The following is a 15,584-nucleotide window of genomic DNA, read 5'->3' as shown; positions in this document are numbered from 1 at the left end:
ACAGCCCCGCGGGCGATTGAAAAAAGTGTCCAGTTTGAACTGGAATGGCTGTCCAGTTTCAGCCAGAATCACTGTCCAATTTGGCCAGAATAGGCAAGCAAGGCGTTGAATTCGCGTATCACCTGTGTAAATGCATCTGCATTCAATGTTTCCAGACGATTGGCCCGCAACTTGGCGACGTGTTCAAAGGTGAGTGGTTCTGCTTCGATAACACCCATGGTCCAGTTGTCGAACATGCGCTCTTTGATCGGCGAAATTTGAATGATTCGGCTGTCGGTGTGCCGCTTGTCATCGAGAATTTTCATGTAGGTACGCAGCACGGTTTGCTCGGGCCCCTCCAGCACTTGCATGAACATGCCGCCACCATGCACCAATACGCCGGTGATTCCCGCTGCGCTGTTGTTTTTTCTGGAGGTCAGCAAAATTTCCTTGAGTACTTCTTCGCTGAAATCAGACCTGGCTTGGCTGCAATAAAGAAGTCGAATCATGCGCTGTGCTCCGGGTGGGCTGGGGGTTTATGGATTTGATTTCACAATGCTAGTGTGTTGAGTTGACAATGCGTCGAGTGAGGATGCGGGTGATTCCGGTGGCAATTCTGGCGTTGTCAGGATTTTCAGACAGCCTGTCAGATGATGCCTTGCATTCATTTTCTGGTGTGCCTGATTTATATCCGGAACTGTTCTAAGTATCTTTCTGTTTTTCCGCCTCAACAAACCAAGCGCAAGCATCACCATGATTTCTGGCGACAAACCCCCGATAGCCTTTACCATGCCCGATCCCAAGAAGGCGGATGCTTTGGCTGCATCGCGCCCGCCGGAAGTGAAAACGGCCGCAGACCGGGATGGTGCCAGTGTGGTGGTGTCAATCTCAAGGCCGAGAGGGACCATGTTGGTGGACAGCACAACCCCCTTTGATGCAGACAAGGTGGAAATGATTCGCCGTCAGCTCAGTGAGGGTGGTTTGAAAATAGATGCGAACATCGTGGCAGATCGTATGATCAACGATCAAAAAGCCTTGTTAGGTGGGTGAATTTTAAAAAGTGTTCACTAAATTCCGTATTTAAGTTCTTTAAAATAAATATCAATAAAAACAATGATTTAATCTAATAAGTAAGTGTACAGTTGTACTCTTCTGACACTTTATTCTACTTTTTTCAGCAAAATTACTTGCGAAAAACCGGCGTTTTTAGTTACATTGGTGCACATCTGTTCACTAATGTGGAAAACGCAATGAGAACCAACAGCCAACTGTCTAGCAAAGTAGTCCGCGGACTCTCCAAAATTCTGGGTCAGGAATTCGTTACTTTCTGGCTTGAACAAGCAGGTAGCACACATTCAACTGACCGCTGCCTGGCCGAGGTGGTGCGTATTGATCGCGAAACTGCTGATGCAGTCAGCCTGTGGTTGCGTCCCAACGCCTTGTTTAAGGGTTTCGAAGCTGGTCAGCACGTGAACCTCAGTATCACGATTGATGACGTAGTGCACACCCGCTCCTACAGCTTCAGCTGCGCGCCCACTGACAGTGGCCTGGTGCGCCTGACCATCAAGCAAACCCCAACTGGTTTGGTTTCGCGTTACGTTGTGAACCAGCTGGAAGTGGGCGCCGTGGTAGAACTGGGCGATGTGTTCGGTGACATGACCCTTGCGCACACTCAACCGAATTTGAGCGCACAGCGCCCCACCATGTTGCTGTTGGCTGCCGGCAGCGGCATTACACCGATGATCAGTCTGATTGAAGAACTGGAAGCCAAGGGCTGGCCAGCCGATGTAACGCTGATGAGCTGGGCGCGCAACCCCGAAGATGTGTTGTTCGACACAAACCTGAAAGCCAAGGCCAACGAACATTTCAAGTACGTGCGCCTGCTGGAAAGCGGTGCCAACTTGGCCGAGGGTGATTTGGCGGGCCGCCCCAGTGCGGAGCAATTTGCTGCTGTGGCGGGTACGCTGGAAACGACTGATGTATATGCCTGTGGCCCCGATGGTTTCATGAATGCTTTGCGCGGCATTTTGGGCGACACCCCCAAGAGTTTCCACGCCGAATCGTTCACACCCATGGCTTTGACCATCGATGAAAACGCCGAAGTAAAAACATTCACAGTGACCCTGACCAAAAGCAACCGCATTCTGGAAGTGAGCAACAACAAGCCACTGTTGAAAGCACTGCAAGAGCAGGGCATTAACCCCCCACACGGTTGTGGCATGGGCATTTGCAACACCTGTTCATGCGAAAAGCTGACAGGTACCACGCAGAACATGCAAAACAAATCGGTGTGTGCCACCAACAATTCGGCGCTGCGTTTGTGTATCAACGCCGCCCAAGGTCCGGTTTCCCTGGACCTGTAAAAGCAAAACCTAAAAATACTGGAGCAAATCATGAGAAAAGCTGACCGCAAATTGAGCCCCGCTGAACTGGAACAGTTTGGTGCCGAGATTGAAGCGATTCGTCAAAAGCATTTGGCCGATGTTGGCGAACGCGATGCCAAGTACATCACCAAAATTGAAAAAGCAGTGCGTTACACCGAAATCGCAGGCCGTGGCCTGTTGATGGCCGGTATTTTCCCGCCTGCATTTATTTTGGGTACGCTGACTTTGGGCGTGTCAAAAATTCTGGAGAACATGGAACTGGGCCACAACGTGATGCATGGTCAATACGACTTCATGCAAAACAAGCGCCTGATGGGCCAAACCTACGAGTGGGACACCTGGTGTACAGCTGACAACTGGCGCTACAGCCACAACTACCGTCACCACACCTACACCAACGTGCTGGGCGAGGACCATGACATTGGTTATGGCGTGTTGCGTCTGTTTCCTGAACAGAAATGGGAGCCGCGCTTTTTGGCGAACGTACCTTTAATGGTTTTGCTGGCCACCTTCTTCGAAAACCTGCTGGCTTTGCAAACCCTTGAACTTGAAAAAGTAATCAGCGGTGAGAAAACCCTGAAGGAAACCAAAGACCGCGCCATTCCCACGTTCAAGAAAGCTGGTCGTCAAATTGCGAAAGATTATGTGTTCTTCCCGCTGTTGGCAGGCCCTTTCTTCTTGCCGGTGTTGGCAGGAAACTTCCTGGCGAACATTATTCGCAATTACTGGACCTTTGTGATTATTTTCTGTGGTCACTTCACAGCCGATTCTGAAGTGTTCGACAAGTCGATTATCGATGGCGAATCGCAAGCGCATTGGTACTTGCGTCAATTGAAAGGCTCATCCAATCTGACTGGTGGCAAGTTGTTCCACATCATGTCTGGCAACCTGAGCCACCAGATTGAACACCACCTGTTCCCCGAGGTGCCAGCGCACCGCTACGCGGAAATGTCGGTTGAAGTGCAGGAAATCTGCAAGCGTTACGGTCAGCATTACAACAAGGCCTCGCTGGTAAAGCAGTTCTCGACTGTGGTGGGTCGCGCTTTCAAGTACAGCCTGCCAAGCTTGAAGCGCAAGAATCAGGAAGCTGTGGCGGCCTGATCGCCTCTCGGTTTACTGCGTATTATCGGTTTTTGTAACCCGATGGCTGATTTGCTGCGTTAGGTACCGTGCTCCCCCCAAGGGGTGCGCAGTATCCATAACAAACAAAGGAAGTCAGCCATGAAAAAACTAATTTCTATCGCCGTTTTGTCTGCCGCCGCAGCCAGCCCAGCCTTCGCCGAAGGCCCTTATCTGGGTGCCACCTACAACAGCTTGGGAATTACCGACAGTCGGATTGGCGGAGTCGAGCTGGATGTTGACACGCTCGGTGTGGTCGGTGGCTACGAACTCAGCCCCAACCTGGCCGTAGAGGGCCGCTTGATGACCGGTGTGGATGAAGAGAACTCCGGTGCATTCCGCGCTGAGGTGGATTCTTACATTGGTGCCAACCTCTTGGGCAAATTGCCCTTGAACAATCAGTTCTCGCTGTACGGCACTTTGGGTTACGGTTTTCTGGATGCCAATGTCAGTGGCCCTGGCTTTAACACCAGCGACGACGATGGCGCGCTCAGCTATGGCGGTGGTGTGATGTACACCGCAGGCAGCGTGAACATTCGTGCAGGTTACGAGATGCTTTACGACAAAGACAACATCGAAGCAGACGGCTTGAATTTGACTGCCACTTTTGCCTTCTAAACTCAAGTAACTCAGGGGTGTGCCAGGAAAGGTGCACCCCTCTGTCCACGCCTTGCTACACTCCTTGAGTGTTTGATCATTCAATGTCCGGAAGAGATGGCTTTTTGTGTTTCTTCTTGGTAGTTTTCTGATGTAGCAATGCCCCTACACTTTTGAGGGGTCCTTTGGTCATCGAGAGTTTGAATGCTTCGCACCGCACTTTTTCTCAGTTTCTTGTTGTCATCACTTGTCGCCCAAGCTGCGCCTTTGCGCATCGGGGTGTCTGAAACCATACTCTCCCTGCCTTTGTACATCGCCGAGTCGGAAGGCTTTTTCCAGAAACGTGGTGTGAATATTGAGTTTGTGAATTGCGTAGGCGGCAACCGCTGCGTGAAGAACATGTTGGACGGTCAAACTGACCTGGCCACCGCCACCGAGTTGCCAGTGGTGTTCAACAGTTTTACTCGAAACGATTTCGCGATTCTGACCAGTTTTGTGAGTGTGTCGAACGACTTGAAAGTGGTGGGTCGTACTGATTTAAACATCAATGAGCCTAGCAAGCTTCGGGACAAGACCCTGGGTTATGTAAAAGGCAGTGCAAGCCAGTATGTACTCGACCTGGTGCTGGTTTACAACGGTATCGACCCCGACACAGTAAAGCTGAAAACCATTACCCCTGAAACAGCCCTGGCCGCCTTGGCCAACAAAGAGGTGGATGCCCTGTGCATCTGGGAGCCTTTTGCATCCCGAATTGAGCTGGAGTTGGGAACAGACGTGCAACTGGTGCCCATCCCGAAGTTGTACACCGAGACATTCAATTTGATTGCCATGCAAAGCGCGATCAAATCCAAGCCACAAGAACTTGAACGAGTGGTGCAGGCCCTGAAAGACAGCACCCAGTTTATTCAGACCCACCCTGAGAAGGCGAAGGCCTTGGCAGCCAAGCGATTGAAGATTCCGGTGGTTGTGGTGGATAAAATATTTGATGACTACCGGTATCGCTTAAGTTTGAATCGCTCTTTGCCGCGCACAATGGAAGGGCAAGCGCGTTGGGCTCTTCGTGAAGGGCATGTGGAATCCAGCTTGCCTCAACCCAATTACACCGGGTTTTTGTATCCTGCCTTTTTGAAAGCAGTAGACCCTGGCGCTGTGTCGCTTCAATAACGGGAAGTGTTTAGTGCGTGTTGCTACCAAAATCAACCTTGCCATTCTTAGCACCATTGTTTGCGCGGTGGTGTTGGTGCTGGGCAATCTGTTCATTCTCAGTGAGCAGTTCAAGGGTTTGGAGCAGTCGCAAAAGGCTCAAAGTATTACCCGTTTGTCGTCCAGTCTGTTGGTTCTGACCCAGGAGTACGTGCTGTTCAAGTCGCCTTCTGTGGCCGATGCCTGGTTGCGTACCCAGGAAGAACTTGAACGCTTGATTCAGTCCACTGTAAACCCCTCGGTGGCACCGCAAGAGCTTTCAGACATTCAAGGCAGCCTGGCGGAACTGAAGCCTATTTTCAACGAGCTGAACAGCAGTGTGGTACCCGGGAACAACAGTGCAGCTTTTCTGGAGCGCCGGCAAAGTCTGATCGTGGAGCGCTTGATCGCTGAAACCCAGGTAATTTCCGAGTTGGGTTACCAGTGGGCCACTCAAGTGAATGAGGCACAAGCCAGAAACCTGAAAGGCCTGACCCTTTTGGAATCGGTGGGCTTGGGTAGTTTTGTGGTGGTGATCGCCTTGTTGGTGGTGTTGATGCGCACTGGGGTGTTGAACCCCTTGGCCAAGTTGAAGCGCACTGCTGATGAAATTCGCAATGGCAATGAAGATGCGGTGTGTGAAGTGAACACCAATGATGAATTGGGCGATGTGTCCAAAGCGGTCAACCAGATGGCCCACAACCTTGCGCACAAAAACAAGCGTTTGCGCGAGGCCAACACACGCGTGGAAATGGCGAGCCAGGCCAAGACAGAATTTTTGTCGAACATGAGTCATGAAATTCGCACGCCACTGAATGGCATCGTCGGCCTTACCTATTTGTTGAAGGACACTTCGGTGTCGAGCAACCAAAAGTTGTTGCTGGAAAGCCTGGAAAAAACATCGCGCAATCTGATCGATTTGGTCAGTGATGTACTCGATATTTCAAAAATTGAAGCAGGCAGCATGGAACTGGAATCCAAGCCCTTCTCGACGCTGGAGTTTATCGACAAGGTGTCGGGGATCATGACGGGTGCCGCGGCGAGCAAGCCAATCGAGCTGATTATTGACCCGCCCAGCGACATGCCGCGCGAGTTGATCGGTGATGAGTTGCGTTTCCGTCAAATTGTGGTGAACCTGGTGGGCAATGCCATCAAGTTTACGCAGGTGGGGCATGTGCATTTGATATTGCAAGTGTTGTCCAATCAGGGCGGTGTGTGCCGTTTGCGCGTGGAAGTGCGAGACACCGGAGTGGGTATTTCACCGCAGGGGCAGACTAACCTGTTCCGACAGTTTCACCAAGCCAACACTTCGGTTGCACGGGAATTTGGTGGCTCTGGCCTGGGTTTAAGTTTGGTAAAAAAGCTGGTCGAGTTGATGAATGGCAGTCTGGGTTTCAACAGCGAGTTGGGGCACGGCAGCACCTTTTGGGCCGAACTTGAATTCGCAGTACCTCAAGGTGGCACTAGTACTTTGACCGAGACTGGTGATACGGTTTTGCTGGTGTCGGAGAGTGAGCTTCAAACGAAGGCCTTGTTGAACTCCTGTGATTTGGTGGGCCGCAAGCTAATCACCACCGAAAGCCTTGAAGATGCCCGCAAGTTGATGGTGAGTACCTTGGGTGTTGCTGGCATTGTGCTGGACTTCCCAAAACGGCAGATTGATCGCTTGGCCTGGATCGAGTTTGTCAAGGCCATGGGCTTGATGGGTGTGCCCTGTGCTGTGTTGCTGGGCAGCGATGACACCCGACGTTTGCTGGACAAGGGTATTAGCGAAATTTTCAGTGCTATTTATGTAAAGCCTTTAACGCCGCTACAACTTCAGAATGCTTTTAAAAACGCAGCACCGAACCTGGCCACGCGAACCAACCTGGCGATTGCAGCAAGCGGAAAAATGAATTTGCTGATTGTGGACGACAGTGACTTGAACTTGAAGGTGCTCGAAGGCATTTTGGTACGAAAGCAAGCCAACATTACCAAGGCCAACAATGGGCTGGAGGCTTTGTCGTTCCTGTTGCAATACGGCCATGGTTTTGATGCCGTGGTAATGGATGTGCAAATGCCTTTGATGGATGGTCTCGAGGCTACCCGCGAGTTGCGCAAACAACCCTTCAATGCGAATTTACCAGTGATTGGTTTGACCGGTGAGGTGGGGCCCGAAGACGAAAGGCGAGCCCTTGAAGCCGGCATGAATGCGGTGTTGCACAAGCCGCTACAGCCCGAAGACCTGATGTACATGCTCAACAAACTGGTAAAGCCGGTGAACGTGTAATCAGTTTGTGCCCTTCTAGTTGTACCCCACTATTTGGCAGCAACAATCCACATGTTGTCGCTGGTGGGTTGCTTGTCGGCCAAACCAAATTGCACTATTTTCATGCCTTGCCGAACAATCAATGCCTCCAGGTTGTCTGGGGTGAAGTAATTCACATGGTCGGGCAGGCGAAAGCCGCACCATTTTTCGGCGCGAATTTTTCGGTTCCAGGAACCATAGTTGGGCACTTTGATAATGACCACACCGCCAGGCTGAAGCACTTTGGCCACACCTTGCAGTAGGCCATTGGGTTCTACCTCATGTTCAAGAAAGGCGCTCATCAGTACGCCTGCGAAGTGGTTCTCGGGCAGCTTTTGAATGCCGTTCAAGGCATTGTCATGCATGATGCTTCCGCCCCGCGGCTCCACTACTTCACTGGCCGCTTGGGCCAATGCTTTGGACACTTCGATGCCATAGGGCTGGTATTTGGCGGGCAGGGTGGCCAGCAGGCCACCAGCAGCACAGCCAATATCGAGCACCCGGCCGCCTGGAATGTATTTCTCGATCAATTCAGGCAGCTTGTTTCGTTTGAGCACTTTTTGCCGAAAATGTTTGAAGGCACGGCTTAAGCCTTGTTTGACAGGTTCGCGTTCTTCGCGCACCTGGCGTTCGGTTTCCGAAGTTTTCTCCCAGGCAAATTCTTCGCTCAGGCGTTCGTAAACCGGTGCACGCTTCAGATACACAAATTGGCATTTGTTGCATTCAATCATGGGCCACTCGCTGCTGCCGTAGCTGAGTACCTGCGCGTCTTCGGCACTGTTCTGGCAGAAGGGGCAGCTGCGGGAGACGAGGCGTTGAGTGACATCCATCTGAAATTCTCGTTGTTGCTTAATGTTGTTGCTGAAACGGTTTTACTGAAATGTGATAGCTTGGCAACCAAGCATTTTGATTGTACATCACTTGTTTTCTGAACTTGGAGGGAATGGATTTGAAACTCTTGCTGAGCTGGGTTTTGCACGCAGTGGCCCTGATGGGCGTGGCTTACTTGCTGCCAGGTGTGGTTGTGGAAGGGTTTTGGGCCGCGTTGTGGGCTGCATTGATTCTGGGTTTGGTCAATACGATCGTGAAGCCCGTACTGCTCATTCTGACCCTGCCATTGACTGTACTCACCCTGGGTCTGTTTTACTTTATTTTAAACGGACTGATGTTCTACTGGGTGGGTTCCATCCTGGAAGGCTTCCAGGTCAATGGTTTTTGGTGGGCTGTATTGGCTGCCCTGTTGTACTCCTTGTTCGCTACTTTTTTAAGCTCGATCCTGTTTCAGGAAAAGGTCAGAATCGAGCGAATCTAAGCTTTAGGCTTGTTGGGCCAGCTTGAACTTGCCCATGACGGTGTCCATTTGATTCGACAAACTTTGCAGTTCGGTAATCACATGGTTAACCTCATGGGCCACGCCCTGGCTTTCCTCGGTCATGCGTGCAATTCGCTCAACCTGCTGGGCAATCAGCGTGGAAGCCGAGCTTTGTTCCTTTAAGGCTTCTGTGATTTCGGTCACCGCGCGTTCGGCATCGCCGGTGTGGTGGTTGATGGCCTCCATTTGCTGGTCGGCTCCCAGGGATGAGCACTGACCGAGGTTGATCATGTCTGCCCAGCCATTGACTTGCGCCACTGCTGAGCGGGTTTCATTCTGGATGTCCGAAATCAAAGACGATATGCTTTTGGTGGACTGCGCAGTTTTCTCGGCCAGTTTGCGTACCTCATCTGCCACGACTGCAAATCCGCGCCCTTGTTCACCAGCGCGTGCCGCTTCAATGGCTGCGTTCAGGGCGAGCAGGTTGGTTTGATCGGCAATGGCATGAATGACCTGAATAATGCTGGAAATGTTGTCGGACTGATTGCCGAGGTTGTTGATGCTTTGTGCCAGATTGCCCGAAGCGTCGCCAATTTTTTCCATGGCCTGGCGAGCCTGTTTGACACTCTCTCGCCCGCTAATTGACGATTGGCCGGCCTGATTGGACAAACCAAGCGCCTGGTTGGCGTGGGTGTGTACCTGGCCGATCGATACCGTGAGTTCCTCGACCGAGGCCGCCACAGCCGAAGCAGAATCCGTTTGCTCCTGCACGCTGCTTTTGACCTGCGCCGCGGCAATGACCAAGGTGTTGATGGTGTCGGCCATTCGGGTGGATGCGTCCTTTACTTCACCCACCAGTCCTGTTTGTTTTTGGCGGATATTTTCGAGTGCTGCGCGAATTTTGCTGATTTCATTGCTGCCATGGTTTTCTATGCGCTTGGACAAGTCGCCCATGCCGATAATTTTTGCATGCGCCAAAATTTGGGCAATTTCGGTGTTGGTGTCTTTGAACACCACATAACCCAGGGCAAACGCCAGCAACAGTACTGCCAGTGAACCAACTCCCGCTTTAATCAGTGTGCCTTGCATGCCAGAAATGCGCTCGGTCAGGTCGGCCTGCAAGGTTGTGTTCAGGCTTTGGCTGAGTTGAAATCCTGTGCTGACTGCCTCGCCAAGCAAAACAACCATGTTGGCATGGCCTGTAATGCTGTCGTAATTGAGGTCTTTCGCCGATTGTTCCTGAACCCAGGTCGAGATGCTGTCAATTCGTTGGTCGATGGTGTCAATTTGCGCGCGCGTGTCAGCGGTGATTGCGCCGCCTGCAGCAGCTGATTTCTCGGTGGCTTCACGAATTTCATCCATTGCGCGACCCAAAGTGCCAAGTCGTGATTCAACAAAACTCAAAGTGCCTGCTGCATCGCTGTTGGGGTTGCGAAGACGTCCCTCTAATTCTGACAAGTATTCAATCACGCGCGGCAACTGAAAGGCCATGGGACTCATCATGTAGTAGCTGGGCAGGAAGGGGTCGAGAGTCAGTTCGCTTTCATCGGCGAGTTGGCGCACCAGGGTGACCATTTGATTGCCCAGTTCTTCAGATTGGGCCTCGGTGGCGTTTTCGCTCAGCGCTTTGGGCAATAGGGCCGCAACTTGCTCCACGTTGCTGGCTGTGATGGGCCAGGTGTTCGGCAAGTCTGCTTTTGAAGCTTGTATCGCTGCGTTGAGATCACCGAGGGCCCCGTTCTGCTTTTGAGCGCGATCAACCAAAGCCTTTTGCAACCAGGGATTTATCTTTTCCAGAAAAACAGCCCCACGCAACTCGTTTTCAGACGAGCTGATGAGCGTATTGATTTGTGCGTACATTTGCTGAAACAGGAAGCCGAAGGCCAACAACAGTGGCAGTGCGATGATGGCGCATTTTTTGGGCAGGGTCAGCGAGTCAAGAATCGGTTTGAATACCATGGGGCAACCTTCAGGGGCGTATGAATTGTGTGCAGCCTTGAGTGTGGAACACAATTAATCGCTTGGTATCCCTGTTGAATGGGAACCCGAAATGGTTAGTTGCCCGTGGTCAGAAGGGCGTTCAAGCCTTGGTACATCAAACGCAAGGCCAGTGCAGTCAGCAGCCAATTCAGGATGATCGTGAATTTGTCTTCGGGCACCCGCGCCAATAGCTTTGCGCCCAGCAGGTTGCCGGCCAGTGTTGCGACGCCAATGCCCAACAGCAGGGGCCAGTATTCCATCAAACTCACATTCAGCGTTGAAAATGCGATTACTTTAATGCCGTGTTGAATCACCATGGCCATGCCGTGTGTGCCCACCACCACTTGCCTTTCCCAGTCAGATTTGGGCAGCACTGACATCACCAGTGGGCCCGTGGCACCCAGCACCAGGCTTAGTCCGGTGGTAATTCCACCGGATGCCGCTGGTGGCCAGTTCGCCAAGCGCAACCAAGCGCTTTTCCAGGTGGCCAGAACGATGAACAGGCCCAGCAACACCTGCCCTACAGGCACAGGCATGTAAAGCGCCAGCGGCGTAATCAACGCGCCGCCCACAACGGAGCCGAGCAGAAAGGGTTTGATGTAATTCCAATTGATGAATTTGCGTTGCACCAGCACCCGGTTGGTGTTGGACATGAGTTGGGCTGCGCCGTGCAGGGGGATCAGGAGGGCGGGGGGTACCAGTTGAGCCATCAGTGCCAGTAACACCACGCCGCCACCAATGCCCATGGCGGCGGTGATGCTGGAGGTGACAAATGCTGCAAGGCTGAGCAGCACGACCAGGGTCATGGCGTTACTTCAATGCTGCCGATGGTGGTGCCGGAAAGATCAAGCTCAATGGCATGGGTGCCTGGTGTGTTGGCCGCTATGCTGACCAATGTGGTTTGGTTGCCGGGAAGTGGCACGCGTGCGTCGAGCCCCTCAACGATCAGTGAATCGGTTTGATTGCTGTGCACTAAAAACTGAATGCGTTGTCCTTGGCGGACTGCTGCGTTGTAGGAACCTGTGGTCAAGCTGCCATCGATGATGGACAGGGATTCAAGCGCCAGTGCCGTGTCGCCTTGAGCTGCGGGGGCAGTTGCAGTTTCATTTGTTAATGATTGAACGTAGAGGTAAGCCCCGGCCAGCGTGGCGCTGGCGAGGCCGAGGTAAACAAGTGCGCGTTTGTTCATGGATTAATTTGAGGTCTTTTCGCTGTGGTTCGTTCCCACATTTGAATATACACCTCGGCTGAATTGTAGAGTGCCTTCAAGGCCTCGTTGCCACCTTCAAGGCGCAGTTCCTCCACCCAGTCGGCTTTCAGGCCGTAGTGGGCTTGCCCTTCTGTATTGGCATCAAACACGCGCTCGCCACTGGTTTGCTTCTCGAACTTCACAGGGCTTACATTGGTGTTGAATACGCCAGCCCAATCGGGTCCCTGGAACAGGGTGAACGGATAGGTGATCTGTGGGCGGTCGGCGCCCCGTGGACCTGCCTGTGCGCCCAAACCGTTGGTGTCGGCACCAAAACCCATGGCGAAATCAAACTGTTGGCTCTTGAGTGGCGCTATGACCTTGAGGTCTTCAGCCCAGCTTTGTGCATTGCCTTGATAGGGATAAATAATGCCGCCCGCAGCCAGAATTTTGCGGCCCTGCTCCCGGGTAATGCCGCCATGTGCACCGTGGGTAGACACCAGTGGGTACTTGGGTTGCTGGCGATCGGCCATGTCAATCAAATCGCCTTTGATGCTCAATTCCATGTGGTCTACTTCAATGATGATGCCTTTTTCCATCAATCGCTTGAAGGCGTATTTGCCCAGTTCGGTCAGGCCGCGGCGATTACACTGGCGCTGGTTCTCTCCCGTAGGGTAGATTGGCGCCACACCTGGGTTGTTGGCAATCAGTGCCTGGGTCAACGGGTCGTTGCCCAAACCGGGTAGCGAGGTCATGACTGCACCGGGCTGTCGCAGAATGTAGTCGGCGTAATTGTTGTCGCCACCTGGGCAGTCATAGGTTTGCCAGAATGCGCCGGTGTCGACAAAGTTACCCACGTTGAGCACTGCGCCATCGAAGATGCCATTGCCGCCAAATGCGTTGTCAAATTCGTGAATAGGGAACATTTGCCGCACACCCAGTGCGTGCAAGCGATCAAGCTGCTTGTCGATTTCAGCTTCATCGCACAGGTTTTGACCCAGCTTGATGCCGCAGTTGAACAGGTGTGAAATTTCTATGCCCAACACCACGGCCAGCTTGCCCTCATTAATTATTTGCCGGGCTTCTGCCGGGCTGGTCACGATGCGGAACCAACCTTTGCCAGGGCCACCTTCCTGGGCATCTATGTAGCTTTCAAGTTGTTTCACGTATTCGATTTGGGTAACTGCGCTTTCCATCTCGTTGCAATTTGCGAGGGGTTTTCCCTTGCTGACTTTGACCAAATTGCACAGGGTTTCGTTTTCAACCAGATTGGTTACAAAAATACGCAAGCCGGCTTGCCAGGCTCGTTCCAGCCATTTGTAGTACAGACCTTCGTGGGTAAGTGCGTCGGCAGCGGGCCAGCTGCGGAAGGTGGGCCAACCTTCGGTTTCATGACTTGCTGTAGGTGAAAACTTGAACAGATTGTCCACCAAATCAAGCCTGCCCATGGGGCCATGGTTGGCCTCGCAACTGCCCAGTGCCTGGGTCACGCCAAAACGGTGGTGGGGTGTGCCGTGGTGCGCACCGCCCAGAAAAGTGGTGGCTGTAATGTGGTTGTGCACATCGGCGAAACCTTTTACCGCGCGGTTCAGCCCGGCACCTGCAAAGGTGCGGCCTTCAGTGTTGGTTGAAATTTCAGGAAACTCGGCACAGCCTGTGGTTTTAACAAACTGAAACAGGGTTTCTTCGCTGTTGCCTGCGCTTTCTACAGTACCCAAACCATTGCTGAAGCCCAGCAAGGCCAGCTTCATGGTGTTGCCAGAGTTGGTCAGGGAAAAGCCACTTCGACCTTTTTCATCTTCCTGAACCGCCCACTCAATCGAGTCGGAAAACGCGTTGCTGCTACTCACCGGCGTGCCTGCCGAGTTGCCCACGGCTTGCATCATGGCGTCGTTGCGGTTGTAAATCATGTACTTTCCCAAAGCGGTGGCCTTGAGGAAAAAGGGTGCTGCGTTGACAGCGGTGGCCTCGGTGACGCCGTAGCTGCCGTCGCTGCTCAGTGCCACAAACTTGTTGTTGGCCAGCGATTGAATTGCGACACACTGGTTTGCAATATTGAATGCCGTGGGGGCCACTTCAACTTCATTGGGGGTCGTGCGTCCGTCGGTACCGCCAGCGGCGGTGCCTGAATCGGAACTGCAGGCGGCCAGGGCTGTGCACAGCGCCAGGGTGCCAAGTAGGGCGTGTCTCATGTCTCGTCTTCCCAGGGTCTTTGTGACTCGATTGGTTCTACAAATTGATACTGACAATAGGTCATTTCAGATTCAGTAAAGGACACCCCCCATTTAGAGGGGTAAAGGGTTTCAGATTCCTGAAAGGCCTGCCGTTATTCCATTCGAGGAGAATGCGCCGCATTCGCAAGGGAACCCGCACCATGTCTGTTGAACAAGCCACCGATGACAAGCAGTTGATCAAGGAACTAGAGCGCCAGTTGTCGGAGTTCCAAGGCAATGCTGAGAAGTTAAGCAAGGAAGTTGAAAGTTTGCAGGGTGCAAACTCAAGCTTGAGTCAGCAGTTGGAGTCCCAGCGTGCCGAAACCCACCAAATGCAACTCATGTTGGAGCAAATTCAGCGCGAGATGCGCATGCAGTACCTGGCAGCAGTGAAGTCGTTTTCCAATTTGATGGAGTTGCGTTCGCCACAACTGGCTGCCCATGGCTTGCGAGTCGCTGAATTGGCGCGTTTGATTGCCAAAGAACTTCATGCCAGCGACTCTGCTTTGCAGGATATTTATGTGGCCGCGCTGTTGCACGACATTGGCAAGCTGGGTTTGAGTGACGACACACTGTTCAAGCCTGTGGTGGAGTTGAAGGGTGATGCGCGTGTGGCCTTGATGAAGCACCCAATGAAGGCGCAAGCGGCTTTTCATGGTGTATCGGAAATGGTGCATGTGTCCGAGATTATTCGACACCACCATGAGCGTTACGATGGCCAGGGCTTTCCCGATGGGTTGGAGGGCGAGGGCATTCCGCTGGGTGCGCGAATTCTGGCGGTGGCAGAAGACTACGACGAATTGCAACAAGGCTGGCTGGCGTCCAAGGCTTTTGATGAGTTGCAAGCCCAGACATTTTTGGTGGGTGCGGCTGGCAAACGTTACGACCCCAAGGTGATTGCAGTTTTACCCACTGCCCTTGTAAAACTGAAAGCGGCCGAGAAGGCCAATGAGAAGATTTTGCATGGTGAAGACCTGTACGAAGGATTGGTGTTGGCTCGTGATTTTGAGGGGCCGGACGGATTTATGTGGTTGTCAAAGGGCCAGGTTGTGTCTCGCCACTTTATTGGCCGAGTGCGGGAGGCTGAACAGCAGCATGGTGTTCAGCTGAAACTTTATACCGTGAAAACTGCCAATTCTCGGACTGCATCTTCAACCAAAGATACGTCACTGCAGCCTGCGCAGCAGACCGGGCATGTGGCGCTGTAGGTGACTTGGGAGCTGAACTTGAAGGGTCACCGCTGCGGTTTATTGCTGGTTTCTTGCCAACTCGGCATGGGTTCCTTGTGTCGCACTGAAAACCGCTTGATCCCTTGTTGAATGGATTCTTGCTCACCTCGCTC

14 protein-coding genes are annotated in these 15,584 nt (G+C 52.6%); 8 read left to right on the top strand and 6 right to left on the bottom strand.

Annotated features, from left to right (window positions below):
• Nucleotides 1-68: 68 nt before the first annotated feature.
• A complete protein-coding gene (locus B4N58_RS01770; RefSeq protein WP_291745266.1) occupies nt 69-488 on the bottom strand; it encodes a BLUF domain-containing protein in 420 nt (139 codons plus the stop codon).
• A 244-nt stretch (nt 489-732) separates the two neighbouring features.
• Between B4N58_RS01770 and flgM the strand changes: the two genes are divergently transcribed.
• From flgM to B4N58_RS01740, 6 genes are all read left to right on the top strand, one after another.
• The gene (gene flgM, locus B4N58_RS01765; RefSeq protein WP_291715449.1) at nt 733-1,029 is read left to right on the top strand and encodes a flagellar biosynthesis anti-sigma factor FlgM; all 297 of its coding nucleotides are present in this window, start codon (nt 733-735) and stop codon (nt 1,027-1,029) included.
• A gap of 200 nt (nt 1,030-1,229) precedes the next feature.
• Nucleotides 1,230-2,342, top strand: a complete 1,113-nt coding sequence (locus tag B4N58_RS01760) for a ferredoxin reductase (RefSeq protein ID WP_291745264.1) — start codon at nt 1,230-1,232, stop codon at nt 2,340-2,342.
• A gap of 30 nt (nt 2,343-2,372) precedes the next feature.
• Nucleotides 2,373-3,464, top strand: a complete 1,092-nt coding sequence (locus B4N58_RS01755; RefSeq protein WP_008251969.1) for a fatty acid desaturase family protein — start codon at nt 2,373-2,375, stop codon at nt 3,462-3,464.
• A gap of 120 nt (nt 3,465-3,584) precedes the next feature.
• Complete coding sequence (locus B4N58_RS01750; protein WP_291745262.1) at nt 3,585-4,100, top strand: porin family protein; 516 nt, start codon at nt 3,585-3,587, stop codon at nt 4,098-4,100.
• 183 nt (nt 4,101-4,283) lie between these two features.
• A complete protein-coding gene (locus B4N58_RS01745; protein WP_291745260.1) occupies nt 4,284-5,243 on the top strand; it encodes an ABC transporter substrate-binding protein in 960 nt (319 codons plus the stop codon).
• Between the two features lie 13 nt (nt 5,244-5,256).
• The gene (locus B4N58_RS01740) at nt 5,257-7,530 is read left to right on the top strand and encodes an ATP-binding protein (RefSeq protein WP_291745259.1); all 2,274 of its coding nucleotides are present in this window, start codon (nt 5,257-5,259) and stop codon (nt 7,528-7,530) included.
• A 29-nt stretch (nt 7,531-7,559) separates the two neighbouring features.
• On the opposite strand, the gene B4N58_RS01735 is transcribed toward B4N58_RS01740, so the two are convergent.
• The gene (locus B4N58_RS01735) at nt 7,560-8,378 is read right to left on the bottom strand and encodes a class I SAM-dependent methyltransferase (RefSeq protein ID WP_291745257.1); all 819 of its coding nucleotides are present in this window, start codon (nt 8,376-8,378) and stop codon (nt 7,560-7,562) included.
• 119 nt (nt 8,379-8,497) lie between these two features.
• Between B4N58_RS01735 and B4N58_RS01730 the strand changes: the two genes are divergently transcribed.
• Nucleotides 8,498-8,860 carry a phage holin family protein gene (locus tag B4N58_RS01730; protein ID WP_040513453.1) on the top strand — a complete coding sequence of 121 codons (363 nt, stop codon included), beginning with the start codon at nt 8,498-8,500 and terminating at the stop codon, nt 8,858-8,860.
• 3 nt (nt 8,861-8,863) lie between these two features.
• On the opposite strand, the gene B4N58_RS01725 is transcribed toward B4N58_RS01730, so the two are convergent.
• From B4N58_RS01725 to B4N58_RS01710, 4 genes are all read right to left on the bottom strand, one after another.
• The gene (locus B4N58_RS01725; RefSeq protein ID WP_291745255.1) at nt 8,864-10,819 is read right to left on the bottom strand and encodes a methyl-accepting chemotaxis protein; all 1,956 of its coding nucleotides are present in this window, start codon (nt 10,817-10,819) and stop codon (nt 8,864-8,866) included.
• 95 nt (nt 10,820-10,914) lie between these two features.
• Nucleotides 10,915-11,646 (bottom strand): sulfite exporter TauE/SafE family protein, encoded by a 732-nt coding sequence (locus B4N58_RS01720; protein ID WP_291745253.1) that lies wholly within the window; start codon nt 11,644-11,646, stop codon nt 10,915-10,917.
• Nucleotides 11,643-12,029 (bottom strand): hypothetical protein, encoded by a 387-nt coding sequence (locus B4N58_RS01715; protein ID WP_291745251.1) that lies wholly within the window; start codon nt 12,027-12,029, stop codon nt 11,643-11,645. Before B4N58_RS01715 ends, B4N58_RS01720 begins: the two co-directional genes overlap by 4 nt.
• On the bottom strand, nt 12,026-14,221 hold the full coding sequence (locus B4N58_RS01710; RefSeq protein ID WP_291745249.1) for a membrane dipeptidase: 2,196 nt from the start codon (nt 14,219-14,221) through the stop codon (nt 12,026-12,028). The genes B4N58_RS01715 and B4N58_RS01710 overlap by 4 nt, the downstream gene beginning before the upstream one ends.
• A gap of 152 nt (nt 14,222-14,373) precedes the next feature.
• On the opposite strand from B4N58_RS01710, the gene B4N58_RS01705 reads away from it, so the two are divergent.
• Nucleotides 14,374-15,450, top strand: a complete 1,077-nt coding sequence (locus tag B4N58_RS01705; RefSeq protein ID WP_291745247.1) for an HD-GYP domain-containing protein — start codon at nt 14,374-14,376, stop codon at nt 15,448-15,450.
• Nucleotides 15,451-15,584 lie beyond the last annotated feature (134 nt).

The organism is Limnobacter sp. UBA3528 (genome assembly GCF_002377005.1).
Lineage (GTDB): Bacteria > Pseudomonadota > Gammaproteobacteria > Burkholderiales > Burkholderiaceae_B > Limnobacter.
Note: the sequence above shows the minus strand (reverse complement) of the source record. Positions and strands in the feature narration are given on the sequence as shown.

Bases quoted from the DNA above. Each gene is read 5' to 3' on its own strand.
- B4N58_RS01755 (WP_008251969.1), top strand. From the start codon at position 2,373: ATGAGAAAAGCTGACCGCAAATTGAGCCCCGCTGAACTGGAACAGTTT.
- B4N58_RS01735 (WP_291745257.1), bottom strand. From the start codon at position 8,378: ATGGATGTCACTCAACGCCTCGTCTCCCGCAGCTGCCCCTTCTGCCAG.
- B4N58_RS01745 (WP_291745260.1), top strand. From the start codon at position 4,284: ATGCTTCGCACCGCACTTTTTCTCAGTTTCTTGTTGTCATCACTTGTC.
- B4N58_RS01750 (WP_291745262.1), top strand. From the start codon at position 3,585: ATGAAAAAACTAATTTCTATCGCCGTTTTGTCTGCCGCCGCAGCCAGC.
- B4N58_RS01760 (WP_291745264.1), top strand. From the start codon at position 1,230: ATGAGAACCAACAGCCAACTGTCTAGCAAAGTAGTCCGCGGACTCTCC.
- B4N58_RS01710 (WP_291745249.1), bottom strand. From the start codon at position 14,221: ATGAGACACGCCCTACTTGGCACCCTGGCGCTGTGCACAGCCCTGGCC.
- B4N58_RS01715 (WP_291745251.1), bottom strand. From the start codon at position 12,029: ATGAACAAACGCGCACTTGTTTACCTCGGCCTCGCCAGCGCCACGCTG.
- B4N58_RS01770 (WP_291745266.1), bottom strand. From the start codon at position 488: ATGATTCGACTTCTTTATTGCAGCCAAGCCAGGTCTGATTTCAGCGAA.
- flgM (WP_291715449.1), top strand. From the start codon at position 733: ATGATTTCTGGCGACAAACCCCCGATAGCCTTTACCATGCCCGATCCC.
- B4N58_RS01725 (WP_291745255.1), bottom strand. From the start codon at position 10,819: ATGGTATTCAAACCGATTCTTGACTCGCTGACCCTGCCCAAAAAATGC.
- B4N58_RS01705 (WP_291745247.1), top strand. From the start codon at position 14,374: ATGCGCCGCATTCGCAAGGGAACCCGCACCATGTCTGTTGAACAAGCC.
- B4N58_RS01720 (WP_291745253.1), bottom strand. From the start codon at position 11,646: ATGACCCTGGTCGTGCTGCTCAGCCTTGCAGCATTTGTCACCTCCAGC.